Source organism: Salinispora goodfellowii, from assembly GCF_059570675.1.
Genome location: NZ_JCANTD010000009.1, coordinates 1 through 25,392, shown reverse-complemented (window position 1 = coordinate 25,392; position 25,392 = coordinate 1). Strand labels below are relative to the sequence as shown.

Below are 25,392 nucleotides of genomic sequence, written 5' to 3'. Positions count from 1 at the left end.
ACCGCGACGTGACCGCGCAGCTTGATCCGCGCGGTGACGTCGCGGTCCTCGTGCCTGCGGCCGGTGCCGGCGTACGGCTGGGCCCCGGCCGGCCGAAGGCCCTCCGGCTGCTGGACGGGGAGCCGCTCCTGGTGCATGCGGTCCGCCGGCTCGCCGCCGCCGCCTCGGTGCACACCGTGGTGGTGGCCGCTCCGGCGCCGGATCTCGTCGCGGTCCGCGAACTGTTGGCCCCGGTGGCGCCGGTCACCGTGGTGCCGGGCGGAGCGCAACGGCAGGCCTCGGTCGCCGCCGCGCTCGCCGCGGTCCCCGCCGGCCCGGAGATCGTGCTGGTGCACGACGCGGCCCGAGCGCTCACCCCGCCCGGGCTGGTCGAGTCGGTCGCCGCGGCGGTCCGCTCCGGTCACGACGCGGTGATCCCGGTGCTCCCGGTGGTCGACACCATCAAGGAGGTCGGCGTCAGTGAAGAGGTCCTCGGCACGGTCGATCGCTCCGCGCTGCGGGCGGTGCAGACGCCGCAGGGGTTCCGGCGGGCAGTACTGACCACCGCGCACGCCGCCGCCACCGACCCGCTCACCGACGATGCCGGCCTGGTCGAGAAGCTCGGGGTGCCGGTGGTCTGTGTACCCGGCTCCGAGTACGCCCTGAAGGTCACCCGCCCGTTCGACCTGGCGTTGGCCGAGCACCTGCTGGCGATCGACCGCTGACCCGTACCCTCGGATGGTGATCGTTCCGCGGGTTGCCATCGGCGTTGACATGCACGCTTTCGAGTCCGGCCGGCCATGTTGGGTCGCTGGCCTGCACTGGCCCGGGCAGGACGGCCTGGCCGGGCATTCGGATGCGGATGTTGCCGCCCACGCCGCGTGTAACGCGTTGCTCTCCGCCGCCGACCTGGGCGATCTCGGCGCCAACTTCGGGGTGGGGCAGCCGGAGTGGTCTGGTGCCTCCGGGGTGGCCCTGCTCGGCGAGAGCGCCCGCCGGGTGCGGGCGGCCGGCTACACGATCGGCAACGTGTCGGTGCAGGTGATCGGGAACCGCCCCAAGATCGGACCGCGTCGGGCCGAGGCGCAGCAGGTGCTCTCGGCGGCGGTGGGCGCCCCGGTGAGTGTCTCCGCCGCCACCACCGACGGGCTCGGCTTCCCCGGCCGTGGCGAGGGCCTGACCGGCATCGCGGTGGCCCTGGTTTACGCAGCCCCGGCCGCCTAGGCTCGCAGCGATGTCCAGCGAACCCACCTCTGACCGCTCCGCCGCCGACGGGTACCTGCAGCGCGCCCGGCTCCTCGCCGAGCTCGGCCGCTACGACGAGGCCAGCACCGAGTTGGGGTTCGCCCTCGCCCTTGATCCCGCCCACGCGGCGGTGTCGACCGAGCTCTCCCGGGTGCAGCTCGCGGCGGGGCGGCCCGCGGACGCGCTCACCGCCGCCGACGGCGCGTTGGCGGTCGCGCCGGACTCGGTCCCCGCCCTGGTCGCTCGGGGGATGGCCCTGGCCGACCTGGCCGAGCACGGGGAGGCGGCCCGGACCGCGGACCGGATTCTCGCGTTGGGGCCGGCGGACGCGTACGCCCAGCGCAGCGGCGCGGCGATCCTGGCTGGTTCGCGTAATGGTCAGCCCGCGCTGAACGCGGCGTGGCGGGGGGTGGAGCTAGCGCCACAGGAGCCGGCGGGGCATCTGGTGCTCGGGTTGGTCGCGGCCAACCTGCAGCTGTACGACCTGGCCGAGCGGGCGTACACCGAAGCGCTGCGGCTCGATCCGCAGCTCGCCGAGGCGCGGCACGACATCGGGGTGCTGCGGCTGGAGCAGCGCCGGTGGAGTGAGGCGCTGGAGCACCTCGCCGCCGCGGCGGCGATCAGCCCTGGCCGGATCAACTCGGTGCGGACGATCTCGGCTGGTCTTCGCCAGCTGGTCGTGGTTGGTGCCGGTTGGTCCATGGTCGCCGCGGTGCTGATCGCCTGCTTCGCGGTGGGCAGCCCGGGGCTGTCCCGGGCCGTCGCCGCGGCGGCCGCCCTCGGTGGCGGGCTGCTGGTGTGGCGGTACGCGGCGAAGCTGCCCGGGGTGGCCCGCACGATCCTGCCGGAGTTGCTGCGCTCCGACCGGCCGCTGGCGCTGGCCGGGTACGCGACTGCCGCGGCCCCGGTGCTGCTACTGCTCTACACCCTTGTCGGTACGGTCTGGCCGCTGGTCCTGGCGATCGCGGTGGCGGCCTTCGCCGTCGTCACCGCGCTGGCCCGTTCGGTGCGCTGAGGGCTACCCGCGCCGCGCCCAGGTCCAGGCGTACGCGTCGTCTTCGCAGGCCGCGGCGGCGTCGCAGAGCTCCAGTGGGCGGAAGGTGTCGACCATGACGGCGAGCTCGTCGAAGTAGTCAACGCCGATCGACCGTTCGGCGGCGCCGGGCTGCGGCCCGTGGGTGAAGCCCGACGGGTGAAGTGAGATCGACCCCTGGCCGATGCCGGAGCCGCGCCGCGCCTCGTAGTTGCCCCCGGTGTAGAAGAGCATCTCGTCGGAGTCGACGTTGTGGTGGTGGTATGGCACCGGGATCGCGTCGGGGTGGTAGTCCACCTTGCGGGGGACGAACGAGCAGATGACGAAGTTCGGGCCCTGGAATGTCTGGTGCACCGGCGGGGGCTGGTGGACCCGGCCGGTGATCGGCTCAAAGTCGTGGATGGAGAACGCCCACGGGTAGAGGTGCCCGTCCCAGCCGACCACGTCGAACGGGTGGTTGGCGTAGACGTGCCGGGTCCAGCCGCGTCGGTGCCGGACCAGAACCTCGACGTTCTCGCCGGCAACGAACAGCGGGGTGTCCGGTCCCCGGACGTCCCGCTCGCAGTACGGCGAGTGTTCCAGGAACTGGCCGCGCACCGACAGGTAGCGCTTGGGCGGGCCGATGTGGCCGGCCGCCTCGACCGCCAGCAGCCGGACGGGCTCGGTGCCGGTGGGTACGAGCCGGTGAATGGTCGAGGTCGGGATGATCACGTAGTCGCCGGCGACGGCATCGAGGGAGCCGAAGGGGGACTCGACCCGCAGGGTGCCGGATTCGAGGTAGAGGCAGTGGTCGCCGGTGGCGTCGCGGAACAGCGGGGAGGGCTGGTCGGCCAGCACGTACGCGATCCGGACGTCGTCGTTGCCGAGCAGGTAGCGCCGGCCGAGCACCGGGTCGGCGGCGGCCCCGTCGAGTTGGTGGGTGCGCAGGTGGCGGGGCTTGAGTGGGAGGTTCGGTGTGCAGGTGACCGCCGGTGGGGTGAACTCCTCGGCGGCCACGATGGCGGCCGGTGCGTGCCGGTGGTAGAGCAGCGAGGAGTCGTCGGAGAAGCCTTCCTGGCCCACCAGCTCCTCGGCGTAGAGGCGGCCGTCGGGTTGACGGAACTGGGTGTGGCGCTTGCGTGGCACCTCGCCGACGCGGCGGTAGTACGGCATCTCGCCCTCCCCGAGCAGATCATCCACGGTGTCCGAAAATCGGACGCTATTGTCCGCTCTTTTAGCGTCCCGTAGATTGTTGTCTCGTGTCAACGAAGCTGCCCCGACTCCTCGCCGGCCTCGTCGACGACGCCGCCGTCTTCCCGCCCGGCAGTGCGTCGCTGCCCGACGCCGTTCCGGCGCACCGGCAGCACCGCTCGTCCTGGTACGCCGAGCTCGTCGGCCCGCTCCTGGTCCCCGCCTCCACAGTGCTTAATCGGGAGCTGCACGCCCTGGTCGATCCGGCCGAGGAACTCGTGGTCGGGCTGATCGGAGACACCGGACCAGCCGGCCTCCCGGACGCCCTCGCCGCAGTGCCCCCCGGCGTCACGATCCAGCAGGTCGAGGTCGCCGTCGCCGCCCGCGGCGTGGACCCGCAGCCGGGCCTGGCCAAGCTTCTCCCGATGGCGGAGCAGCTCGCCGGGCGCACCGTCTACGCCGAGATTCCGCTGACCTTCGGCTTGATGGGGGCGCTGGACCGGCTTGTTGAGGCCCGCGCCGCCGGGCTGTCCGTCGCCGCGAAGTTCCGGACCGGCGGCCTCGCCGCCGAGCTCTTCCCCACCTCCGCCGAGCTGGCCGCGGTGATCCACGGGTGTCAGCAGCGGGGGCTGCCGTTCAAACTGACCGCCGGGCTGCACCACGCGGTGCGACACCTGGACCGGGAGACCGGCTTCACCCACCACGGCTTCGCGAACGTGCTCGCCGCCGCGCTCGTCGCGGCCGGGGGCGCCGAGGTGGAGCGGGTCACCGAGCTGCTCCGCGCCACCGACCCGCGGCCGTTGCTCGCGCCGATCGCGCAGCGGCTGGACGCGGCGCGTCCGCTCTGGGTCGGCTACGGCTCGTGCAGCATCCTGGAACCACTGACCGATCTGATCCAGCTGGGGCTGGTGAACGGGGGTATCGAAGCATGACCTGGGTGACCGGCCTGGAGGGCTCGCCGTACGGGCTGCACAACCTGCCGTACGGGGTGTTCCGTACCGCCGACCGGGAGCCGCGGGTGGGTGTACGCGTCGGCGCCCACGTGCTGGACCTCGGCGGCGCCGAGCAGGCCGGCCTGGTACTGGCCGCCGGTACGCTGAGCCGCCCACGGCTGAACGACTTCATGGCGCTTGGGCGTCCGCAGTGGACGGCTGTGCGGGAGCGGATCGTCGAGCTGCTCACCGACAGCTCCCACCGGGCGGCGGTCCAGCCGCTGCTCCGGCCACTGTCGAGCGTGGAGCTCCTGCTCCCCTTCGACGTGGCGGACTACGTCGACTTCTACTCCTCCGAGCAGCACGCCAGCAACGTCGGTCGAATCTTCCGGCCGGGCCAGCCGCCGCTGCTGCCCAACTGGAAGCACCTGCCGATCGGCTACCACGGTCGGGCCGGCACCGTCGTGGTCTCCGGCACCCCGATCGTCCGGCCGTGTGGCCAGCGGGCCACTCCGCAGGGTCCGGTCACCGGTCCCTCGGTTCGCCTCGACATCGAGGCGGAGGTGGGCTTTGTGGTGGGTGTGCCCAGTCCGCTGGGCAGCCGCGTCCCGGTCGGTGACTTCGCCGACCACGTGTTCGGCGTGGTCCTGGTCAACGACTGGTCCGCCCGGGACATCCAGGCCTGGGAATACCAACCCCTCGGACCGTTCCTCGGCAAGTCCTTCGCCACCTCGGTCGCGGCGTGGGTGACGCCGCTGGCGGCGCTCGGTGCGGCGTTCGTGCCGGCGCCGGAGCAGGATCCACCGGTCGCTGACTACCTGTGCGACGAGCCCCACCTCGGGCTCGATCTGCGCCTGTCGGTGGAGTGGAACGGTGAGCGGGTGAGCGAGCCGCCGTTCGCCACCATGTACTGGACCCCGGCGCAGCAGTTGGCCCATCTGACCGTCAACGGAGCCGCGCTGCGCACCGGCGACCTCTACGCCTCCGGCACCGTCTCCGGCGCCGAGCGCGGTCAGGTCGGTTCGTTCCTGGAGCTGACCTGGGGCGGGACGGAGCCGGTCCGGGTCGGTGGCAGCGAACGTACTTTTCTGGCCGACGGCGACAGCATCACCATCACCGGCACCGCGCCCGGCCCGGACGGCACGACCGTCGGCCTCGGCGAGGTCACCGGCACCATCGTCGCCCCCCGCTGACCAGCGAATACCCCTTCCGTCCCGGTCTGCGCCGCCCCGGTGGCGCCGCGGGGCCGCAGCGACAGCACCGGTGCGCCCACGTCCGCCCGTACCGGGCGAGAAACCTCCACCGGTACGGGCGGATCGCACAGGTCGTCCGATCGGGCTCCCTTCCTGTCACGTTGATCGATCGGATCCGTCGCCACGCGGTACGGGCCTGCTCCCCGGGGTCGGGCTCGCAGCCGGTTGGCGGCACGGCGACAGGAGGGTGAAGGATGAACGACTTCCCAGGTGCGGTCTGGCGATCCAGCAGCCGCTCCAACGACCAGGGGCTCTGTGTGGAGGTGGCCGACAACCTGGTCGAGGCGCTCGGCGTGGTGGCCGTACGTGACTCGAAGGACAGATCTGGTCCGGCCCTCGCGGTGGGGGGTCCGGGATGGGCGAGGTTCATCCGAGCGGTCCGGGCCGGAGAGCTCGGTAGCTGAGTGGCGAGGGGGCCGTGCGGGGCGGCCGTCCAGCGATAGCCGGCGGCGGGACCCGCGCGGCGGTCACAGCGCGTACCGTCGACGCCACGGGAGGTGGTATGTCGCGGGTGACGGTCATGCGGTCCATCCAGGCGCAGCCGAACGACGTGTGGCGCCTGCTCACCGACCTGGCCGTGCGCACCCACGCCGCCCCGGGTCGGGTGGTCCTGACTCGCGGCGAGTTCGGCCCGGGCACCGCCTGGTGGGAGGTCCGCTCCCAGCCGGACGGGGCGGCGCTGATCGAGGAGTTTGTCGTGGTCGAGGCCGTGCCGCCGCACCGGCTGGTGCTCGCGTCGTCCGGCCGGGAGGTGGACTACCGGACCACCTGGGCGCTGCGCCCGGCCCGGTGTCGAGGTGAACGCAACACGGTGGTCACGGTCACCCAGGAGGCGGTCCCCGCCGGTGCCCGCGGCCGGATCGTCGCGTTCTTCCTCGGCGAGCTGGCCGCGCGGGCGGTCGCCGGCGCGCTGCGCCGCGACCTCGCCGAGCTCGCCGCCGCCGGTCGGGCCGCGCCGGTCCGGTAACCGCGCCGCAGTCGGGCGCCGCCTGCTGGGTAGGGTTCCGGGCGGAGGTGCGCATGGTTTTCCCGACAGGCCGCCGGCTGTTCGTAGTGGCGGCGGTGGTCGTGGTGGTGCTGATGGCGGTGGCGGCCACGGTCTATCGGGTGCTGGCCCCGGCCGAGGTCAGCACCGCAGCGGCCGGCGCATACCCCACGGCGGCGACTCCGTCCCCCGGCCTCGTCGCGCGGCTGCCGGTGGCGCCGCTGGTGGTGGACGGCCGAATCCGGGTGTACGCGGCCGAGCGCCAGGTTTACGCCGACGAGCCGGTCGAGTTCAAGCATCGAAGTACCCCGTACTGGTCCTTCCGTCGCTGGCCCGCCGAACTGGAGGGCGTGGTGGCGAGCGGCCACACCGTGGTGACCCAGTGGTCGGACGGCCAGGTGGTGGCGCTGGACGGGCGTACCGGCCAGATCGCCTGGCGGGCGGAGGGGCCGGTGCCGGAGCGGGACACCGAGTCCCGGCGAACCGGTGCGGATCTCGTGTGGAACCCGGCGGGGCTCTTCGTCGCTTCGGCTGCCGACACCTCGGTGGTGCTCGCTGCCGGCGGGGATGCGATGGCCGGCTGGAATCTGGCCGATGGGCAGCGACTCTGGCAGTCCGACCTCCGGCCGGGGTGCCAGCAGGCGATCGGCACCACCACGGCGGGCGGTCTGGTGAGCGTCGACTCCTGCGGCCCGGCGGTGACCATCGACTTCCGGGACGCGGCCACCGGCGCCGTTACCCGCTGGAGCCCGCCGGGCGGTGGGGAGACACTGGTCGTCACCCCGCTCGGCTGCCACTCGGGTCGATCCGGTTGCGCCGGCCTCCGTACGGCTGTCGGGCCGGGTGACGACGCGGCTCGGGGCTGGCTGTTCGGCCCGGGCGAGCCGGTGGCGGCGCCGGTGCTGGACGCGCCGGACACCCGGCTCGCCGGTGACGTCGCCGTCGGCGTACGGGATGGTGCCCTGGTGGCCCGGGAGGCGCGGACCGGGAACGAGCGGTGGCGGCACGAGGATGTGGGCGGGGCCCGGGTGCTCGCGGTGGAACCGGACCGGGTCCATCTGGTTACTGAAAGCAACAATCTGATCACGTTTGATTCGGTCAGTGGGGATCAGCGATCCCGGTTCCAGCTTTCACTCGGCACCGACAGCACATCGTGGGCCCCGGGCGCGGCGTACGCGGTCGACGGCTACCTGGCGGTGGAGTGCCTCCGTCTCCCGGTCGACGCGGAGGCGGACGATCAGCGTTACTTCCTCACCTCGCGACCGGTTCTGCTCGCCGCGACCTGAGCAGGTCGTCAGCTCGCGGCGAGAGAACCGCCGTGGCTCAGCCGAGCGCGGCCTCCGCCGCGGCCAGGAAGGCGTCGTTCTCGGCGGGGGTGCCGATGGTGACCCGGACTCCGTCGCCGGGGAAGGGTCGCACGATCACGCCGCGCGACTCGCAGGCCCGGCCGAACTCCACCGCCTGTTCGCCCAGGGGCAGCCAGACGAAGTTGGCCTGGCTGGCCGGTACGTCCGGGACCAGCTTGCGCACCGCCTCGGTGACCCGGCCCCGCTCGGCCACGACCAGGGCGCAGCGCCGCCGTACCTCGGCGGCCTGGGTGAGGGCCGCCAGCGCGCCGGCCTGGGCTGCCGCGCTGGCGGAGAAGGGCGTGACCACCTTTCGGATGGCCGCGGCCACCTCCGGCTGGGCGACCAGGAAGCCGATCCGCAGCCCGGCCAGGCCCCAGGCCTTCGACAGGGTCCGCAGCACCGCCACGTTCGGTCGGTCCAGATAGCTGAGGCCGTCCGGCACCTCCGGGTCGGTGACGAACTCCCGGTATGCCTCGTCGATGACCACCAGCACGTCGTCCGGGGCCTGGTCGAGGAAGCGCTCCAGCTCGGCCCGGCGTACTGCGGTGCCGGTGGGGTTGTTCGGGTTACAAACCAGGACCATTCGGGTGCGGTCGGTGATCGCGGCGGCCATCGCGGTCAGGTCGTGCCCGTGCCCGGCGTCGTTGCTGACCCGTACGCTGGTCGCCCCGTTGGTCGCCGCGATGATCGGGTACGCCTCGAACGAGCGCCAGGAGTAGAGCAACTCGTCACCGGGCATGCAGGTGGCCCGGACCAGGTGATCGGCGAGCGCCACCGAGCCACAGCCGGTGGCGATCCGCTCGGCGTCCACCCCGTACTGCTCGGCGAGGGCCGCGCGCAGCGCCAACACGCCCATGTCCGGGTACCGGTGGGCGCCGGCGGCGGCCTCGGTGACCGCCGCCACCACCCCGGGCAGCGGCCCGTACGGCACCTCGTTGCTGGCCAGTTTGATCGCCTCGGGCAGGCCCAGCTCGCGGGCCAGGTCGGCCGGGCTGCGTCCCGGCACGTAGCTGGGCAGGACGTCCAGGTCGGCGCGGGTGAGCCGGGGCGCTGGCCGGCGTCGTCCGGTATCGGTCATGGGGTGTCTCCCGGTGGTGCGGGGCGGTCGTTCGGGACGGGGGTGCGGGGTAGCTGGACCACCACGGTCTGCGCCCGCTTGTCGTGCAGGGCCTGCCGGAGCGGACGGTCGAACAGCGGGGAGAGGGAGTCGATGAGCTGCAGCAGGAAGCCGACGCAGCAGAACCAGAGCAGGGTGGGCAGGCCGAGCGTGTTCCAGCGGCGCAGCGCCCGCCCGAAGCCCAGCGGGGCGACGGCGCTCACCGGCAGCACCTGCAGGCCCATCACCCGCTTGCCGAAGGTCTGCCCGCGGTTGGCCATCGACGGCACCTCGTAGGCCATCCAGAGCGCCGTGGCGATCAACAGAACCGCGATCTGGAGGCCGCCGGCCTGCTCCCCCGCCGCCGGTAGCTGCTCGGTGGTGCTGTCCTGCTCAACGATCCGGCGCCAGGCCTCGGCGATGGGCGGGGACATCTGCTGGATGTACTGCCACACGAACCAGAAGTTCACCACCACGTTCAGTGCGAGGACGGCGGCGATGTCGATGAGGCGGGCTACCAGTCGGGCCCCCAACCCGGCCAGCGGCAGCCCGTGCGGACGCGGTTCGGGCTGCTGGCCGGGCCAGGCCGGGTACGGCGCGCCCGGTGGTGGCGCACCGGCTTTCCCCGGGTACGGCGCACCCGGTGGTGGCCCGTAGCCCGGTGGCGGGGTGCCGGAACCGGACGGGGCGGGCTGGCCCGCCACGGTGCCCGGATGGCCGGCGGGTGGGCCGGGCTCGTCGGGCCGGGTAGCCGGTTTCGACTCGGGCTCGGGCTCGGGCTCGGGCTCGGGCTCGGGCGGCGGCGGGCCCGCCGGGGGCGTGGCCTCGGCCGGGATGGGCGCACCGAGCCAACCCTCGCCGTCCCAGTACCGCCGGGTGCCCGGGTCCGCGGGGTCCAGATACCAACCGGGTGCGACGCTCACCGCGCCACCTCGTTCTGCTCGCTCACCTGGACACCTTAACGACGGGGGTTGGCGGCCCGGGGGTTGGCGGCCGCCGGGCCGCCAACCTCCCGGGGCCGTCACAGGTTGCCGCGCTTCTCCTGTTCCCGCTCGATGGCCTCGAAGAGCGCCTTGAAGTTGCCCTTGCCGAAGCCGAGCGAGCCGTGTCGCTCGATCAGCTCGAAGAAGACGGTCGGGCGGTCCTGCACCGGGTTGGTGAAGATCTGGAGCAGGTAGCCGTCCTCGTCCCGGTCGACCAGGATCCGGCGGGCCTTCAGCTCCTCGATCGGCACCCGTACCTCGCCGATCCGGGCCCGCAGCTCCGGGTCGTCGTAGTACGAGTCCGGGGTCTCCAGGAAGTCCACGCCCGCCGCACGCATCGCGTCCACGCTGGCCAGGATGTCGTTGGTGGCCACCGCGATGTGCTGGGCCCCGGGGCCCTGGTAGAAGTCCAGGTACTCGTCGATCTGCGACTTCTTCCGGGCGACCGCCGGCTCGTTGAGCGGGAACTTCACCTTCCGGGTGCCGTTGGCGACCACCTTGCTCATCAGCGCCGAGTAGTCGGTGGCGATGTCGTCGCCGACGAACTCCGCCATGTTGGTGAAGCCCATCACCCGCTGGTAGAACTCGACCCACTCGTCCATCCGGCCCAGCTCGACGTTGCCGACGACGTGGTCGATGGCCTGGAAGAAGCGCTTCGGCTGGACCCCGGCGTCGATCATCGGCTGGCGGTCGACGATCGGTCGGCGGGCGACGTAGCCGGGCAGGAACGGACCGTGGTAGCGGGAGCGGTCCAGCAGGGTGTGGCGGGTGTCGCCGTAGGTGGCGATGGCGGCGAGCCGGACCGTGCCGTGCTCGTCGCTGACCTCGTGTGGCTCGGCCAGGCTGGTCGCACCCTGGGCGACGGCGTGCGCGTACGCCGCGTCCACGTCGGGGACCTCCAGCGCGATGTCGCAGACCCCGTCGCTGTGCCGGGCGACCTGCTCCGCGCCGGACGCGTCCGGGCGGACCGCGCCGGTGAGGACGAACCGCGCCGAACCGCTGGTCAGTACGTACTGGGCGTGGTCCCGGTAGCCCTGCTCCGGCCCCCGGTAGGCCACGCAGGTCATGCCGAACGCGGTGGAGTAGTAGTGCGCGGCCTGTTTGGCGTTGCCGACCAGGAAATGCACGTGGTCCAGGCCCCGGACCGGGAACGGGTCGCGGCTGATGTCGTGGTCAACGGCGCCGACCAGCAGGTCGGCCTCGACCTCGTCGTGCGACTGGGGTCGGTCGATCGCCTGGGTCATGGTGGCCCTCCCTCGCGTACCGGCCGGCCTGGTGGGCCGCAGCCGTGTTCCGTCAGTGCCGTGTTCCTCCCGTGAATATCGCTGTGTTCCCGGTCACTGGGCAACTGTCGTTGATCTGGCTGGTCAGGTTGTGCAAGCAGTAGGGTCCTGACCTATGAACCCTGGTCATACTGTCCAGCTGGACAGCCTCGATGTTGGCCTGATCGAGCTCTTCGCCGAGGAGCCGCGGATCGGAGTGCTGGAGTGCTCCCGTCGCCTCGGGGTGGCCCGGGGCACCGTGCAGGCGCGGCTGGACAAGTTGATCGCCCGCGGGGTGATCGACGGTTTCGGCCCCGTGGTGTCCCCGGCCGCCGTCGGGTTCGGGGTGACCAGCTTCGTCACCCTGGAGATCAGCCAACGACACGGGCGCGATCCGGTCGTCGCCCACCTGGCGGCGATCCCGGAGGTGCTCGAGGCGCACACCATCACCGGCTCCGGTGACCTGCTCTGCCGAATCGTGGCCCGTTCCAACGCCGACCTGCAACGGGTGATCGACCAGATCGTGTCGCACGAGAGCATCCGACGCACCTCGACGATCATCGCCCTGGCCGAGCAGATCCCGCACCGGGTCCTGCCCCTGCTCCGCTCCGCGCTGCGGGCAACGTCACCGCCGGCCGCGGAGGGCGCCGGGGCCGGTCAGCCGTTCTCGGCGAGCGCGTCCCCCAGCGAGGTGCGGCGGTAGCGGACCGTCCGGCCGGCGCGGGCGCGGGTCACCAGGCCCGCCTCGCGTAGCACCGCCAGATGGTCGCCGACGCCGCCCAGGCTCAGACCGAGTTGGGCGACGAGCTGGCTGGTCGTCGCGGGGGCCGTCAGGGCACGCAGCACCGTGGCGCGGCCCCGACCGACCAGCCGGTCCAGCGCCTCCACCGGCCGCGCCGGGTCCGGGGGGCCGAGTAGTTCGGCGACCCCGGCGGCCCGGTAGACGATCGCGTACGGCCCGGGCTGCTCGACGTAGCACATCAGGGTGCCGAAGACGGTGGGGACGAAGAGCATCCCGCGCCCGGTCAGCGGGTACGTCCGCGGGTCCCGGTCGGCGATGTCGAGATAGCCGACGGCCGGGCCGGGGACCCAGCGCAGCCGGGGGTCGAGGTCCGCGACCGCCGCACCCCAGCCGTACGCGAGCAGCCGCCCGGCCCGGTGCAGCAGGTCCCGCTCCAGGACTGCCCGTAGCCGCGGCCACTCCGGCTCGACCAGCGTGACCCAGGCCGCTTCGATCCCGTCGGCGAGCCGGTCCACCACCACCGGTGACTCGTAGATGCGGCGGGCGTTCGCCGGTGGGGTGCGGTGGCCGGCGAGGTTGCGGGCCAACTCGGCGCGGGCCCGCGCCAGCGGGGTCGCCCGGACCAGGGCGAGTTCGTCGGTGAACTCCCGTGCCGTGCCGTCCGGTGGCGGTTGGATGAAGTCCGCGTTGTACGCGTCCCGGCGCTGTAACGCCAGCAGCGCGTCGACCGCCGGCACGCGTCGCCGCAGCTGTTCGAACGCGGGGCGGTTCCGCGTCACCCACGGGGTCAGCCCGGTGACCGTGTACTGCCCGGCGCAGAGCCGCAGCGCCGACATCGCCTCCCCGAGCGGCGAGATGGCGTATCGGCTCACCGCCACGTCCGCCGAGGTCACCTCGATCCGCATGCTGCCCCTTTCGCTGGTGAACGAAAGGATAGGTCGCCGCCGGGTCGCTCCCCACACTTGCTCGAATGATCGTCACCGACTCCCGTCCCGGCACCTTCCGGGACGTCTTCGCCGTCGCCGAGTTCCGGGTGCTCTTCGGCGGCTACAGCGTGTTCATGATCGGCGAGACGGTGAAGATGCTCGCGCTGTCCGTACTGATCTACGAGCGCACCGGCTCCGGGCTGCTCGCCGCGTTGGCGTACGTGACCGGGTTCCTGCCGCACGCGGTCGGCGGGGTGTTCCTGCTCGCCCTCGCCGACCGGTGGCCGCCGCGGCGGCTCATCGTCGGCTACGACCTCTTCCGGCTCGCCATGGCCGTGGTGCTCGCGCTCGGCGTGCTCGCCCCGGCGGCGATGCTCGGCCTGGTCGCGGTCGTCGGCCTCCTCGCCCCGGTCAGCAGCGCCGCCCGCAGCGCGTTGCTGCCGGAGATGCTGCACGGCGACGCGTACGTGCTGGGGCGGTCGGTGCTCACCGTGGCGGCCGGGGGCACCCAGGTGGCCGGGTTCGCCCTCGGTGGCCTGCTGCTCGGGCTGGTCGGCCCGTACGGGGCGCTCTGGCTCACGGCGGCCACCTGCCTCCTCGCCGCGCTGCTGGCCCGGGTCGGGCTGACGTCCCGGGCGCCCCGGGTGGCGACCGGGACCGGAAGCGCCGTCGGGGAGACCTGGCGGGTCAACCGGATGCTCCTCGCCGACCGGCGGGTACGCGACCTGCTCCTGGCACAGTGGATTCCCGGCTCGCTGCTGGTCGGGGCCGAGGGCGTGCTCGTGCCGTACGCGGCCGAGCTCGACCCGGCGGCCAGCGCCGGCGTGCTGCTGATGGCCGCAGCCTTCGGGATGCTCCTCGGTGACCTGCTGGTCGGACGGTTCGTCGGGCCCGCCCGCCGGGAGGCGTTGACTCCGTGGCTGGCGCTGCTGCTCGGCGTGCCGATGCTCGCCTTCGTGGCCGAGCCGAGCCAGTGGCCGGCGGCGGTGCTGCTCACGGTCGCGACCGCCGGTTTCGCCTACCAGCTCGGGCTGGCCCGACGGTTTCTCGACGCGGTGCCGGAAGCCCGCCGGGGGCAGGCGTTCGGGCTACTGGGCACCGGCCTGATGGCGGTGCAGGGGTTGGCCGCCGCGGCCGGCGGGGCGTTGAGCGAAGTGGTCCCCCCCGGCACCGTGATGGCGCTGGCCGGGGTGGCGTCGCTCGCCGCGACGGCGGCGCTCTGGCGGACGCTGACCCCGCCGGGTGCGGGCGCGGCGGAATGCGGCGGGCCGGGCGGGCGGCTACCGTGTCCCGGTGGTGAAGGGGCGCGGCCTGGGTAAGCCTGGTTGGTTGCTGCTCGGGCTCGTGACGGTCGTCGTGCTCTCGGTGAGCGGTGTCTGGAACCCGTTCCCCGGCGTGTGGGACTGGGTGAACCGCAGTGCCCCGATCGGCGGGCCGGGCGTGGTCTGGCAGCAACGCGTCGGTGGCACTCCGCGCAGCGTCACCATCGCCGGGGAAGCCGTCGTGGTCGAGCAGCGCACCCGGGTGGAGGCGGTACGGCTCGGCGACGGCACCCCGCTCTGGAAGCGCAAGGCCGACTGGTCGGCGGTCGCCGGTGCGGGGCGGGACGCCGTCGTCGTGGTGGGCAAGCTCCTCACCCGGGGCTACGAGGTGCTCGACCCGGTCACCGGTGCCACCCGGCGGCGGGACAACGACGCGGTCGCGGTCTGGACCTGGCAGAACCTGCTCATTGACGCGCGCTGCCCGGCCCCCACCGACTGCACGTTGCACGCCTGGGACCCGCGCGGGGACACGCCGCTGTGGACGGCCCACCTGCCCGGTGTCCAAAGTGGCCTACTTGGGGACAACCCGAGGCTGCTCGACACCCGTCGAATCGAGGCCGTCCGGATCGACAACGGCGTCTCCGGCCCGGAGCCGGTGCCCGGGCTGCTCGGGTTTCCGGTCGACGGTCGCGTGCACGTGCTGGACACCGCGACCGGACGGGTGCTGGTCGACATCGAGCCCGGCCGGGACGAGCGGCTGTCCGTGGTCGGCGGTCGGATGCTGCGGCTCACCGCCACCTCCGAGGAGGGCAACTGCCGCTACGCCGTCTCGGGATGGGACCCGCTGTTGGGGAAGGAGACCTGGCAGCGGGCGGGCGTCAACTTCGGCACCGCCGACGCCATCGGCTGTGCCCAGCGCCGGGATCCGCTGGGTGCCCGCAGCGTGCTGATCGGGGTGTCGCCGGACGGCAAGCAGGCGGTCCTCGACGCCTACGACGGCCGGCTGCTGCTGGTCACCGACCCGGGCACGAAGATCGTCGCCGTTGACGATCGGTACGCCCTGATCCGCGCGGCCGACCAACGCTCGGTCGCCGTCCGCGAACTGGGCGGTGGCGAAACCCGGTGGACCCGCCCCGCCGAAAAGGAGCCGCGGGCGACGCTCACCCCGTCCGCGGCGATCTTCGCCGAACGGGATCCGTCCCGGCTCGTCGCGCTCGACCCGGGTACCGGCGCTGAGCTGGCCAACCTCCGGACGGCGGCGAACGCGCTCGCGGTCGGAGCGAACGGCATGATCATCGGTGAGGGCCGGCAGATCGGGTACGTCTCCTTCCAATCAACCGGCCCGGCGGGGTGAGAGCGCTGTCCCAGGACCTACCCGGCGGGTGGGACCGGACGGCTCTCCTGCCCTAGGCTTTCCGTTCATGAGCAGTGCCGCCTCCTTCTCGTACGCACCCCTGCTGCCGACCGGTTCGGACCAGACGGAGTACCGCCTGATCACCGACGAGGGCGTTGACGTCATCAACGGCCCGGGCGGTCGCAGATTCCTGACTGTGGAGCCGGCCGCGCTCACCGCGCTGACCGCCGAGGCGATGCATGACATCGCGCACTTTCTGCGCCCCGCGCACCTGGCGCAGCTCCGGTCGATCATCGATGACCCGGCGGCCTCGCCGAACGACCGTTTCGTCGCGCTGGACCTGCTCCGCAACGCCAACATCGCCGCCGGCGGGGTGCTTCCGATGTGCCAGGACACCGGCACGGCGATCGTGTTGGGCAAGCGGGGCCGGCACGTGCTCACCGACGGGGCGGACGCCGAGTCGATCTCTCGGGGCGTCTGGCAGGCGTACACCCGGCTGAACCTGCGCTACTCACAGCTCGCCCCACTGACCATGTGGGAGGAGCGCAACACCGGCAGCAACCTGCCGGCGCAGGTGGAGCTCTACGCCGAGGACCCGGACGGGCAGCCGGACGCGTACAAGTTTCTCTTCATGGCCAAGGGCGGCGGCTCGGCCAACAAGTCGTACCTGTACCAGGAGACCAAGGCACTGTTGAATCCGACCCGGATGATGCAGTTCCTGGAGGAGAAGCTGCGGTTGATCGGCACGGCGGCCTGCCCGCCGTACCATCTGGCCGTCGTCATCGGCGGCACCAGCGCCGAGTACGCGCTGAAGACCGCCAAGCTGGCCTCCGCGAAATACCTCGACGGGCTGCCGACCGTGGGCTCGATGACCGCGCACGGCTTCCGGGACCTGGAGTTGGAGGCCGAGGTGCTGGAGCTGACCCGGGGCTTCGGCATCGGCGCACAGTTCGGTGGCCGGTACTTCTGCCACGACGTGCGGGTGGTCCGGCTGCCCCGGCACGGCGCGTCGTGCCCGGTGGCGATCGCCGTTTCCTGCTCGGCGGACCGGCAGGCGGTCGCGAAGATCACCCCGTCGGGGGTGTGGCTGGAGCGACTGGAGACGGACCCGGCCCGCTACCTGCCCGACGTGACGGAGTCCCAGCTGGAGTCGTCCGAGGCGGTCCGGGTCGACCTCAACCGGCCGATGGCCGAGATCCGCGCCGAGTTGAGTAAGTACCCGGTCAAGACCCGGCTGTCGCTGAGCGGTCCGCTGGTCGTCGCCCGGGACATCGCCCACGCCAAGATCGCCGAGCGGTTGGACGCCGGGGAGCCGATGCCGGCCTACCTGCGGGACCACGCGGTCTACTACGCCGGCCCGGCGAAGACCCCCGAGGGCTACGCCTCCGGCTCGTTCGGCCCGACCACGGCGGGCCGGATGGACGCGTACGTGGAGAAGTTCCAGGCCGCCGGCGGCTCCATGGTGATGCTGGCCAAGGGGAACCGCTCCGCCCAGGTCACCCGCTCCTGCCAGGAGCACGGCGGCTTCTATCTCGGCTCGATCGGCGGCCCGGCGGCCCGGCTGGCCCAGGACTGCATCAAGCACGTCGAGGTGCTGGAGTACGCCGAGCTCGGGATGGAGGCGGTCTGGCGGATCGAGGTGGAGGACTTCCCGGCCTTCATCGTGGTCGACGACAAGGGCAACGACTTCTTCGCCGAGGTGACCAAACCGGTCCTCACCGTGGGCCGCCGCTGACCACCGTCGGCCGCCCGTGACATCGGTGCGCCCGTTCGGCTACGGCCGAACGGGCGCACCGCCCCCGTCACATGTTTCCTCAATTGCGCGTCCTGGATTGTCGGACGCCTTTCTCTTGATCCACTCTCACCGCGCTATCGCCGTACCCAAAACGGTTTTAGGCCGACAGCTACCCTGCGGGAAGTTGCAAGTACGGCAGGGGTGGACGTATGCGGTTTGGGATCCTGGGCCCACTGCGGGTCGGTGGCGAGGCCACCGTTACCGCGGGTCGGGATCGGACCATCCTCGCGATGCTGCTACTGCAGGCTGGTCGGATCGTGCCGGCGGAGGAGTTGGTCGACGCGGTCTGGGAGGAGCAGCCACCGGCTACTGCTCGGGCCCAGCTGCAGACCTGTGTGTCCCGGCTACGGCGCCGCTTTGTCGCCCTCGGGTTGCCCCCGGAACTTATCGTCACCGACCCGGTTGGCTACGGCGTCCGTACCGCGCCCGCCGACCTCGACGCCGAGGTGTTCGGCGACGAGGTGGCTGCCGCTCGGGCGGCGGTCGCCGCTGGTCACCTGGTTGACGGCCGCCGGCACTTCCGCGCCGCGCTCGCGCTCTGGCGGGGGCCGGCGCTGGGCGGCATCGCCGGTCGGAGCGTACGCGGACGGGCCCAGACGCTCGACGAGCAGCGGTGCACAGTGCTGGAGGAGTGTGTTGACATCGAGCTGCGGCTCGGCAACGCCGTCGACCTGATCGACGAACTGACCGAGGCGGTCGTGCGGCACCCGTTGCGGGATCGCCTGCGGGGTCAACTGATGCTGGCCCTCTCCGCCATTGGTCGCCAGGCCGATGCCCTCGTCGTCTACCGGGACGGGCGTCGTCGCTACGCCGACGAGCTGGGCATCGAGCCCGGCGTGGAGCTGCAGAAGCTGCACCAGCGGGTGCTGGCCGGGGACCTGGTCACCATTGGACCGCGACCCAGCACGACCCCGGTTCGGGGCCTGCCGAGGGCGATCAGCGACTTCACCGGCCGGCAGGAGATCGTCGCGAACCTGTTCCAGCGGCTCCAGGAGGGAGACACCCAGGTTCAACTGATCGACGGAATGGCGGGCAGCGGCAAGACCACCCTCGCGGTGCACCTCGCCACCCGCCTCGCCGACCGCTACCCGGACGCGCAGCTCTACCTCGACCTGCACGGCCACAGCGAACGCACCCCGTTGACCCCGGCGGCGGCGGTGGCGACCTTGCTGCGGCAGCTCGGTATTCCGGCGGAGCAGATTCCGGTGGACCTGGAGGATCGTCTCGCCCGATGGCGCACCGAACTCGCCGACCGGCGGGTGTTGGTGTTACTGGACAATGCGGCGAGCGTCGATCAGGTCGCACCCCTGCTGCCCACCGGGCGTTCCTGCCTCACGCTGGTGACCAGTCGATGGCGGTTGGTCGGGTTGGACGCGGGCCACCCGGTGTCGCTGCCCGTTCTCGATCTGGACGAGGCGGTCACGCTGCTGGGGCGGGTGGCCGGTCCGGAGCGGGTCGCCGTCGAACCGAAGGCGGCGGCGGAGGTGACTCGTCGCTGTGGCTTCCTGCCGTTGGCGATCCGGCTGGCGGGTGCCCGGCTGGCGCACCGGCCGAGCTGGCGGATTGTCGACCTTGTCGAGCGGCTGGCCGGAGCCCGCGACCCGTTGGCTGAGTTCGCGGCCGGGCCGCGTTCGGTCGGCGGGGCCTTCGCCCTGTCGTACGCGCAGGTCTCACCGCCCGCGCGGAGGCTCTTTCGACTGCTCGGCGTGCATCCGGACAGCAACTTCGACAACGCGGTCGCCGCCGCGTTGGCTGAGCTGGCCCTACCCGACACCCGGGACCTGCTCGACGAGCTGATCGACGCCAATCTGGTCGAGGAGCCGCGGCCGGGCCGGTTCCGCCTTCACGACCTGGTCCAGGAGTACGCTCGCCGCCTGTTGGCCGAGCCTGGCCGAAGGGCTGAGCGCTTCGCCGCCCTGGAACGGCTCCTCGATCATCACCTGCATGTGGCGGCGGCGATCGCCGACCGGTTTGAGACGGCTGCAAGCCGGGCCCAGTTCATGTCGCCGAAGGCGCCGCGGGCGGACCTGGTGGACAGTTGCGTCGAGCAGGGCCGCGCCTGGTGCGACGAGAACCGTACGGTGCTGACTGCATTGCCCCGCATCGCCGAGGCAGAGGGGTTTCTGCAGCACTGCTGGCAGCTGACCCGCGCCTGCTGGGGTTTCCACTATGAGCGGGGCCAGCTGGACGACCTGATCGACACACATACCGTCGCTCTCCGCGCTGCGCGACGGCTGGGAAACGACGTGGCGGTGGCAACGACGCTCAACTATCTCGCGTCTGCGTACTATCGGCTGGGCCGCTTCGCGGCGGCCATCCGGCTTACCGAAGAGGCGCTGAGCCTGCGACGGCAGCTCGGGTTCACCTCGGCAGTCGTGACCACACTGTACAACCTGGGCAGCCTGAAGGCGGCCAACGGTGAATACGGTCCCAGCATGCGGCTCTTCCAGGAGGCACTTGAGCTGTCACCGTCCGACCGAGACCTGGCCAGCCTGGCGAATCTTCTGAACAACATCACGCAAGCCCTGCTGAACTGGGGACGTTATGGTGACGCGTTGCGTTTCAGTCGCCACCAGCTGTTGATGAGCCGGCAAATCGGTGACCTGCGGCAGCTGTCGCACGCCGTCGGGCACGTCGGAGCGACCCGTCATCGGCTGGGGGACATTGAACCGGCCCGGCGGCTGCTGCGGACGGCGCTGCGCCTCAAGCGCCGGGTTGGCAACCGGTACGGCGAAGGCGAGATGCTCAACGAACTCGGTCTGATGGAGCGGGCGGACAGCCCGGAGAAGGCGGCGGCGCTGCACCGGGAAGCGCTGGTTACCATGATCGACGCGGGTGACCGTGCTGGGCAGTGCGGTACGCGGAACATGCTGGCTCAGGCGATCGCCGAGCAGGGGGACCGGCCGAGCGCGTTGGATCTCTTCCGCCGGGTGCTGCAGGATGCCCAGAAGATCAACCATCGGTACGAGCAGGCGCGGGCCCTGGACGGCATGGCCCGCTGCCTGCGGTCGACCGACGTGAGTGCGGCGCGAGCGTACTGGACCCAGGCGCTCGCCTTGTTCGACCAGGTAGACGTGCCGGAGCGGCATGAGGTGCGGCGGCTGTTGACCGAGCTGGACTGACCAGCCCGATAGTCACGCCGAGTCCGACGACGATCGCACCGACGATGTCCGCGGTTGCGGGGTGGCCGGTGCCCAGCAGTGCCGCGGCCGCGACCGCGCTGGCCGGCGCGATGCCAGCGGCGAGCCCAGCCCGGTCGGCGCCGAGCCGGGCAATCGCTCCGTACCAGAGTACGAAAGCGAGCGCGGTGACGACGACAGCGAGATAGGCCAGCCCCAGCGCCTGCCCGATGGTCGGGAGGGGAACCGCGCCCTGCCCGTCGGCGACGACGGCCGCGACGAGTAGTACGGGCACCGCCAGCGCCGACGCGTACGTCGAGACCCGCAATGGGCCCAGCCTCGGTAACAACGGGACGGCGAGCAGCGAGAACGCCACCTCGGCGGCCAGCGCCCCCAGCGCCCACGCCAGCCCGGTGGCACTGCCGCCACCGTAGCCCTGGGTCAGCACCACGCCGGCGGTCACCACGATCGCGGCGGCTACCACCCGCCCGCTGGGGGCCGACGCCGTAGCAGCGGAGCCAGGAACGCGAGCATGATCGGAACGCCACCGATGACGGCGCCGACGCTGGACGGGTCGGCATGCCGTACGGCCTGCACGTAGCAGACGTTGAATCCGGCCAGGCCCGTGCCGGCGAGTAGCGTCAGGCGTACCACCTCGCGCGGCGACAGGCGCAGATGTGGCACCCGCTGCAGGCGCATGAACAGCAGCAAGACCAGGGCCGCGCCGGCGTAGCGCAGCAGCTGGCCGCCGAACGTCGGATAGTCGGTGAGCCCGGCGAGGACAGCCGCCGAGCTGCCGACCAAGGTCATCGCCGCGACGCCGTACAGAATCCCCCAGTATCGGCTCAAAATGCTCTCTCCTTGACGCGGCGGCATGGTCTATCGGTCCGTCGCTCTAGCGTGGCGATTGCCGGGATGTCACGTCGTTCCTGCGTGATCGCTTTTAGTGAAGCCGGCCTGCCGGGTCGGGCACCAGACCAGATGGGCAAGGTGAGACCAGACCAGATGGCACGGCAGCTCCAACTCAATCTGGACCGACAGTCCACAACGCCCTTTATCGAACAGCTGCGTAGCGGCATCAAGAGCATGATCGAGGCCGGTGCCCTGCGGCCCGGGGCGCCGTTGCCGTCCAGCCGACTACTCGCGGCCGACCTACGGATCGCACGCAGCGTGGTGGTCGAGGCGTACCAGCAACTGACCGCCGAGGGTTACCTCATCTCGGTGGACCGCTCCGGCACGCGGGTCGCGAATCTGGCTCCCGCCCAGGACCGCGCCGTCACCGGGGCATCCGGGGTGTCCGCCGTCGGCACCGTTTCCGCGCGGTGGGACCTGCGCACCGGACTTGCCGATGTCAGTGGCTTTCCCCGCGCCGAGTGGCTCACCTGCCTGCGGCGGGTGCTGCAGACCGCGACGCCGGAGCATCTGGAGTATCCCGCTCTGGCCGGGGTGGCGGAGCTGCGGAGCGAACTCACCTCCTACCTCGGACGGGTTCGGGCTGTCCGCACCACCGCCGACACCTTGATGGCCACCGCGGGCTTCGCGCAGGGTCTCGCGCTGCTGTCGAACATGCTGTTGGATCTTGGACACGTGACCGTCGCCGTTGAGGACCCCGGACATCCGGGGCAGCGAAGGTTCCTCGAAGACATCGGGCTGCGTCCGGTGCCGGTGCCGGTTGACGACGAGGGGATCGACGTGCGGGCCCTGGCCGCCAGCGAGGCGCGGGCGGTGCTGGTGACACCGGTGCACCAGTTCCCGACCGGTGTCGTGCTGTCCGAGTCGCGGCGTACGGCGCTGGTGGCCTGGGCGCGGCAGGTCGACGGGCTCATCGTTGAGGACGACTACGACGCGGAGTTCTGGTTTGACGATGCCGAACGTCCTCCCGCTGTCCAGGGCCTCGCTCCCGACCGGGTGGTCTACGGCGGCTCCGCCAGCAAGACGCTCGCCCCGGGGCTTCGGATGGGGTGGCTTGCCGTGCCCGCGCACCTCACGCCGGCGCTGGAGCGGGCCCGCGCCCGCCAGGACCTGGGCAGCTCCACCATCGATCAGCTCGGGTACGCCCACTTCATCGCGACCGGACGCCTCGAGCGGCACCTGCGCCGGATGCGCCGGCGCTACCGGGAGCGGCTGGCAGCCCTTACTGCCGCGGTCGCCAACCTGCTGCCCGACTTCAGGTTGATCGGCTCACCCGCCGGTCTGCATACGTTCCTGGCGATTCCGCCGTACCTTGACGAACGGGCGTTGGTGGATGCCGCCGCGCGACTCGGCGTGGTTGTGCGGGGGGCGGACCACTTCGCCTTCCACCATCGTCCGCCGACACCGGGGCTCGTCGTCGGGTATGCCGTCCACTCCCGCGACTCGCTGGTCGGAGCCGCCTCCGCGTTGGCCGCCGCGGTCCGGATGATCGGGACCGATTGAGCGGCTCGGGGTGAATATCCGCGCGGGGCGGTCGTGCGCGGCAGGATGGTGGGGTGACGAATCCTGAGGCGACGGGCTACCGGATCGAACGCGACTCGATGGGCGAGGTGGAGGTGCCGGCCGAGGCACTGTGGCGGGCGCAGACCCAGCGCGCGGTGCAGAACTTCCCGATCTCCGGGCGGGGGGTCGAGCCGGCCCAGATCCGGGCGTTGGCCCAGATCAAGGGTGCCGCGGCCGAGGTCAACGGTGAGCTGGGGGTGCTCGACCCGAAGGTGGCCGCCGCGATCGCCGCCGCCGCGGCGCACGTGGCCGACGGTGGGTACGACGACCAGTTCCCCGTTGACGTGTTCCAGACCGGCTCCGGCACGTCGTCGAACATGAACGCCAACGAGGTGATCGCCACCCTGGCCAGTCGGAAGCTGGGTGCCGACGTGCACCCGAACGACGACGTGAACGCGTCGCAGTCGAGCAACGACGTCTTTCCGTCCTCGATCCACCTGGCCGCCACCGAGTTCGTCACCCGGGACCTGCTGCCCGCCCTGGCGCATCTGGCGGAGGCGTTGGAGGGCAAGGCCGCCGAGTTCGAGACGGTGGTCAAGGCGGGGCGTACCCACCTGATGGACGCGACCCCGGTCACCCTCGGCCAGGAGTTCGGCGGGTACGCCGCCCAGGTCCGCTACGGCATCGAGCGGCTGGAGTCGGCCCTGCCCCGGCTGGCCGAGCTGCCGTTGGGCGGCACCGCCGTGGGCACCGGCATCAACACCCCGCTGGGCTTCGCGGCGCGGGTCATCGCGCGGCTGCGCGACTCGACGGGGCTGCCGCTGACCGAGGCGCGGAACCACTTCGAGGCGCAGGGGGCACGGGACGCGCTGGTCGAGACCTCCGGGCAGCTACGGACGATCGCGGTCGGCTTCTACAAGATGGCCAACGACATCCGCTGGATGGGCTCCGGCCCCCGCGCCGGCCTGCGGGAGCTGCGGATCCCGGATCTCCAGCCCGGTTCGTCGATCATGCCCGGGAAGGTCAACCCGGTGGTCTGTGAGGCGGTGCGCCAGGTCTGTGCGCAGGTGATCGGCAACGACGCGACGGTCGCCTTCGCCGGCTCCCAGGGCGATTTCGAGTTGAACGTCATGCTTCCGGTGATGGCCCGCAACCTGCTGGAATCGATCAAGTTGCTGGCCGCGTCGGGGCGGCTGTTCGCGGACCGGTGCGTGGTCGGCCTGGTCGCGGATGTCGAGGTCTGCCTGGCGTACGCGGAGGGCTCGCCGTCCATCGTCACCCCGCTGAACCGGCATCTCGGGTACGACGAGGCCGCCTCGATCGCGAAGGAGGCCCTCGCGAAGCAGGCTTCGATCCGGGAGGTGGTGGTCTCCCGGGGGCACCTGGAGTCCGGCAAGCTCACCGGGGAGCAGCTTGACGAGGCGCTCGACCTGCTCCGGATGACGCACCCCTGATGGGTCGTGCCCGGGTCAGGCGTCGGCCAGGTCCGGTTGCCAGCCTTGCTTGACTGACTGTCGGCATCGCTCGGGGGCGTCTCCGGTGGCGGTGAAGAGTGCGGTCAGCAGGAGGGGGCCGTGGGCGAGGGCTGGCCGGGGTAGGGGGCCGGTGGCGACCAGGGAGACCAGGCCGTGGGCGACGGCCCAGCTTTGGGTGGCCAGTTCGAGTGGGTTGGTGTCGGCGCGGTAGCGGCCGGCTCGTCGGCCTCGTTCGGCGGCTTGGACCAGGTATTCCAGGGTGTCGTCCGCAGCCTGGGCGTCTTCCAGGTCGAAGTTGGCGTCGAACATGACCCGGTACAGGTCGGGGTGGTCCAGGGCGTTGCCCAGGTAGGCGGTGACCAGGGCGGTCAGGTCCCGGACCGGGTCCGTCGAGGGGGTGACGTGGGCGAGGCGGGCGCCCAGGCGGGTGAAGCCCTCCTGCCGGAGTGCCTTCCACATGCCGTCCATCCCGCCGAAGTGGGTGTAGATGGCCATGGTCGACACGCTTGTGCCGGCCACCAGCGAGCGGAGGGTGATGGGCTCGCGGGTGCGGAGCATGTGCGCGGCCCGTTCGATGAGTTGGGTACGGACCGCTGGGTCTTTCCTCCTGGCCACAACCCCAGGATACATAACATAGCCGTGCTATGTTTTGATGGTCCGACCGACAGCTCCACGAAAGGGAGTCAGCATGACCATCACCCTGGTTAACCCCGAAGGACTACCGAAGGTTGACCTTTACTCGCAGGTGGCGGTCGCCACCGGGTCGCGGCTGGTCTTCCTCGCCGGCCAGGTCGCCGTAGACCCTGACGGGAACACGGTCGGCGTGGGTGACCTCGCCACCCAGGTGGAGCAGTGCTACCTCAACGTCGCCACCGCCCTGGCCGAGGTCGGTGGCTCCTTCGACGACGTGGCGAAGGTGACCGTGTACGTCGTCGACTGGACGCCCGACAAGATGGCGCTCCTGGGGGAAGGGATCGCGCGGGCGGCGGCGAAGCTGGGCGTCACCCTGGCCGCCCC

The 25,392-nt window shown here is 71.8% G+C and carries 23 protein-coding genes and 1 pseudogene; 16 read left to right on the top strand and 8 right to left on the bottom strand.

Features of this window, described 5'->3' with window-relative positions; all coding sequences use genetic code 11:
- Positions 1-8 precede the first annotated feature (8 nt).
- The 3 genes from ispD to T398_RS12015 are packed head-to-tail and all read left to right on the top strand — an operon-like array spanning position 9 to position 2,239.
- Positions 9-704 carry a 2-C-methyl-D-erythritol 4-phosphate cytidylyltransferase gene (gene ispD / locus T398_RS12025; protein ID WP_018217441.1) on the top strand — a complete coding sequence of 232 codons (696 nt, stop codon included), beginning with the start codon at positions 9-11 and terminating at the stop codon, positions 702-704.
- Positions 705-717: 13 nt separating this feature from the next.
- Positions 718-1,203 (top strand): 2-C-methyl-D-erythritol 2,4-cyclodiphosphate synthase, encoded by a 486-nt coding sequence (ispF, locus tag T398_RS12020; RefSeq protein WP_496446678.1) that lies wholly within the window; start codon positions 718-720, stop codon positions 1,201-1,203.
- A gap of 10 nt (positions 1,204-1,213) precedes the next feature.
- Complete coding sequence (locus T398_RS12015; RefSeq protein WP_496446677.1) at positions 1,214-2,239, top strand: tetratricopeptide repeat protein; 1,026 nt, start codon at positions 1,214-1,216, stop codon at positions 2,237-2,239.
- A gap of 3 nt (positions 2,240-2,242) precedes the next feature.
- On the opposite strand, the gene T398_RS12010 is transcribed toward T398_RS12015, so the two are convergent.
- Positions 2,243-3,409 carry a homogentisate 1,2-dioxygenase gene (locus T398_RS12010; RefSeq protein WP_496446824.1) on the bottom strand — a complete coding sequence of 389 codons (1,167 nt, stop codon included), beginning with the start codon at positions 3,407-3,409 and terminating at the stop codon, positions 2,243-2,245.
- A gap of 86 nt (positions 3,410-3,495) precedes the next feature.
- Between T398_RS12010 and T398_RS12005 the strand changes: the two genes are divergently transcribed.
- The 5 genes from T398_RS12005 to T398_RS11985 all read left to right on the top strand — a co-directional run bounded on the left by T398_RS12005 (position 3,496) and on the right by T398_RS11985 (position 7,883).
- Positions 3,496-4,359 carry a hypothetical protein gene (locus T398_RS12005; protein ID WP_496446675.1) on the top strand — a complete coding sequence of 288 codons (864 nt, stop codon included), beginning with the start codon at positions 3,496-3,498 and terminating at the stop codon, positions 4,357-4,359.
- Entirely contained in the window at positions 4,356-5,552 is a 1,197-nt protein-coding gene (gene fahA / locus T398_RS12000) for a fumarylacetoacetase (RefSeq protein WP_496446673.1), read from the top strand. The genes T398_RS12005 and fahA overlap by 4 nt, the downstream gene beginning before the upstream one ends.
- Positions 5,553-5,806: 254 nt before the next feature.
- A complete protein-coding gene (locus T398_RS11995) occupies positions 5,807-6,016 on the top strand; it encodes a DUF397 domain-containing protein (RefSeq protein WP_496446671.1) in 210 nt (69 codons plus the stop codon).
- A 98-nt stretch (positions 6,017-6,114) separates the two neighbouring features.
- Positions 6,115-6,579, top strand: coding sequence for an SRPBCC family protein (locus T398_RS11990; protein ID WP_496446669.1), 465 nt, complete (start codon positions 6,115-6,117; stop codon positions 6,577-6,579).
- A 53-nt stretch (positions 6,580-6,632) separates the two neighbouring features.
- Positions 6,633-7,883: an outer membrane protein assembly factor BamB family protein gene (locus T398_RS11985; protein WP_496446667.1), complete on the top strand. Its 1,251-nt coding sequence runs from the start codon at positions 6,633-6,635 to the stop codon at positions 7,881-7,883.
- A 37-nt stretch (positions 7,884-7,920) separates the two neighbouring features.
- Here the strand turns inward: T398_RS11985 and hisC are convergent, their stop codons facing one another.
- From hisC to hppD, 3 genes are all read right to left on the bottom strand, one after another.
- Positions 7,921-9,024, bottom strand: a complete 1,104-nt coding sequence (gene hisC, locus T398_RS11980; RefSeq protein ID WP_496446666.1) for a histidinol-phosphate transaminase — start codon at positions 9,022-9,024, stop codon at positions 7,921-7,923.
- Positions 9,021-9,965: an RDD family protein gene (locus tag T398_RS11975; RefSeq protein WP_496446664.1), complete on the bottom strand. Its 945-nt coding sequence runs from the start codon at positions 9,963-9,965 to the stop codon at positions 9,021-9,023. Before T398_RS11975 ends, hisC begins: the two co-directional genes overlap by 4 nt.
- A 98-nt stretch (positions 9,966-10,063) precedes the next feature.
- Complete coding sequence (gene hppD / locus T398_RS11970) at positions 10,064-11,269, bottom strand: 4-hydroxyphenylpyruvate dioxygenase (protein ID WP_496446662.1); 1,206 nt, start codon at positions 11,267-11,269, stop codon at positions 10,064-10,066.
- Between the two features lie 154 nt (positions 11,270-11,423).
- On the opposite strand from hppD, the gene T398_RS11965 reads away from it, so the two are divergent.
- The gene (locus T398_RS11965; RefSeq protein WP_496446661.1) at positions 11,424-11,990 is read left to right on the top strand and encodes an Lrp/AsnC family transcriptional regulator; all 567 of its coding nucleotides are present in this window, start codon (positions 11,424-11,426) and stop codon (positions 11,988-11,990) included.
- Here T398_RS11965 and T398_RS11960 read toward each other — a convergent pair.
- Positions 11,945-12,934, bottom strand: coding sequence for an ArsR/SmtB family transcription factor (locus tag T398_RS11960; protein ID WP_496446659.1), 990 nt, complete (start codon positions 12,932-12,934; stop codon positions 11,945-11,947). The two genes, T398_RS11965 and T398_RS11960, sit on opposite strands and share 46 nt — an antisense overlap.
- A gap of 65 nt (positions 12,935-12,999) precedes the next feature.
- Between T398_RS11960 and T398_RS11955 the strand changes: the two genes are divergently transcribed.
- The 4 genes from T398_RS11955 to T398_RS11940 all read left to right on the top strand — a co-directional run bounded on the left by T398_RS11955 (position 13,000) and on the right by T398_RS11940 (position 20,488).
- The gene (locus T398_RS11955; RefSeq protein ID WP_496446657.1) at positions 13,000-14,274 is read left to right on the top strand and encodes an MFS transporter; all 1,275 of its coding nucleotides are present in this window, start codon (positions 13,000-13,002) and stop codon (positions 14,272-14,274) included.
- A complete protein-coding gene (locus T398_RS11950; RefSeq protein ID WP_496446655.1) occupies positions 14,198-15,571 on the top strand; it encodes an outer membrane protein assembly factor BamB family protein in 1,374 nt (457 codons plus the stop codon). The genes T398_RS11955 and T398_RS11950 overlap by 77 nt, the downstream gene beginning before the upstream one ends.
- Before the next feature lie 67 nt (positions 15,572-15,638).
- On the top strand, positions 15,639-17,306 hold the full coding sequence (locus tag T398_RS11945; RefSeq protein WP_496446653.1) for a fumarate hydratase: 1,668 nt from the start codon (positions 15,639-15,641) through the stop codon (positions 17,304-17,306).
- 209 nt (positions 17,307-17,515) lie between these two features.
- Positions 17,516-20,488 (top strand): AfsR/SARP family transcriptional regulator, encoded by a 2,973-nt coding sequence (locus T398_RS11940; RefSeq protein WP_496446651.1) that lies wholly within the window; start codon positions 17,516-17,518, stop codon positions 20,486-20,488.
- 67 nt (positions 20,489-20,555) lie between these two features.
- On the opposite strand, the pseudogene T398_RS11935 reads toward T398_RS11940, so the two are convergent.
- Positions 20,556-20,861 (bottom strand): annotated as a pseudogene (locus T398_RS11935) (EamA family transporter); the annotation flags it as partial.
- 101 nt (positions 20,862-20,962) lie between these two features.
- The gene (locus T398_RS11930) at positions 20,963-21,334 is read right to left on the bottom strand and encodes an EamA family transporter (protein WP_496446650.1); all 372 of its coding nucleotides are present in this window, start codon (positions 21,332-21,334) and stop codon (positions 20,963-20,965) included.
- Between the two features lie 156 nt (positions 21,335-21,490).
- On the opposite strand from T398_RS11930, the gene pdxR reads away from it, so the two are divergent.
- Positions 21,491-22,900 (top strand): MocR-like pyridoxine biosynthesis transcription factor PdxR, encoded by a 1,410-nt coding sequence (pdxR, locus tag T398_RS11925; RefSeq protein ID WP_496446648.1) that lies wholly within the window; start codon positions 21,491-21,493, stop codon positions 22,898-22,900.
- 53 nt (positions 22,901-22,953) lie between these two features.
- Positions 22,954-24,354: a class II fumarate hydratase gene (locus T398_RS11920; protein WP_496446647.1), complete on the top strand. Its 1,401-nt coding sequence runs from the start codon at positions 22,954-22,956 to the stop codon at positions 24,352-24,354.
- Positions 24,355-24,369: 15 nt separating this feature from the next.
- Here T398_RS11920 and T398_RS11915 read toward each other — a convergent pair whose 3' ends face one another.
- Positions 24,370-24,990 carry a TetR/AcrR family transcriptional regulator gene (locus T398_RS11915; RefSeq protein WP_496446645.1) on the bottom strand — a complete coding sequence of 207 codons (621 nt, stop codon included), beginning with the start codon at positions 24,988-24,990 and terminating at the stop codon, positions 24,370-24,372.
- 73 nt (positions 24,991-25,063) lie between these two features.
- Here T398_RS11915 and T398_RS11910 point away from each other — a divergent pair.
- A partial coding sequence (locus T398_RS11910; RefSeq protein ID WP_496446644.1) for a RidA family protein occupies positions 25,064-25,392 on the top strand: 329 nt, incomplete at its 3' end.

Excerpts from the sequence above, each read along its gene's own strand:
- ispF (WP_496446678.1), top strand. The coding sequence starts at position 718 with ATGGTGATCGTTCCGCGGGTTGCCATCGGCGTTGACATGCACGCTTTC.
- T398_RS12015 (WP_496446677.1), top strand. The coding sequence starts at position 1,214 with ATGTCCAGCGAACCCACCTCTGACCGCTCCGCCGCCGACGGGTACCTG.
- T398_RS12010 (WP_496446824.1), bottom strand. The coding sequence starts at position 3,409 with ATGCCGTACTACCGCCGCGTCGGCGAGGTGCCACGCAAGCGCCACACC.
- fahA (WP_496446673.1), top strand. The coding sequence starts at position 4,356 with ATGACCTGGGTGACCGGCCTGGAGGGCTCGCCGTACGGGCTGCACAAC.
- T398_RS11995 (WP_496446671.1), top strand. The coding sequence starts at position 5,807 with ATGAACGACTTCCCAGGTGCGGTCTGGCGATCCAGCAGCCGCTCCAAC.
- T398_RS11990 (WP_496446669.1), top strand. The coding sequence starts at position 6,115 with ATGTCGCGGGTGACGGTCATGCGGTCCATCCAGGCGCAGCCGAACGAC.
- T398_RS11985 (WP_496446667.1), top strand. The coding sequence starts at position 6,633 with ATGGTTTTCCCGACAGGCCGCCGGCTGTTCGTAGTGGCGGCGGTGGTC.
- hisC (WP_496446666.1), bottom strand. The coding sequence starts at position 9,024 with ATGACCGATACCGGACGACGCCGGCCAGCGCCCCGGCTCACCCGCGCC.
- hppD (WP_496446662.1), bottom strand. The coding sequence starts at position 11,269 with ATGACCCAGGCGATCGACCGACCCCAGTCGCACGACGAGGTCGAGGCC.
- T398_RS11965 (WP_496446661.1), top strand. The coding sequence starts at position 11,424 with ATGAACCCTGGTCATACTGTCCAGCTGGACAGCCTCGATGTTGGCCTG.
- T398_RS11960 (WP_496446659.1), bottom strand. The coding sequence starts at position 12,934 with ATGCGGATCGAGGTGACCTCGGCGGACGTGGCGGTGAGCCGATACGCC.
- T398_RS11955 (WP_496446657.1), top strand. The coding sequence starts at position 13,000 with ATGATCGTCACCGACTCCCGTCCCGGCACCTTCCGGGACGTCTTCGCC.
- T398_RS11945 (WP_496446653.1), top strand. The coding sequence starts at position 15,639 with ATGAGCAGTGCCGCCTCCTTCTCGTACGCACCCCTGCTGCCGACCGGT.
- T398_RS11940 (WP_496446651.1), top strand. The coding sequence starts at position 17,516 with ATGCGGTTTGGGATCCTGGGCCCACTGCGGGTCGGTGGCGAGGCCACC.
- pdxR (WP_496446648.1), top strand. The coding sequence starts at position 21,491 with ATGGCACGGCAGCTCCAACTCAATCTGGACCGACAGTCCACAACGCCC.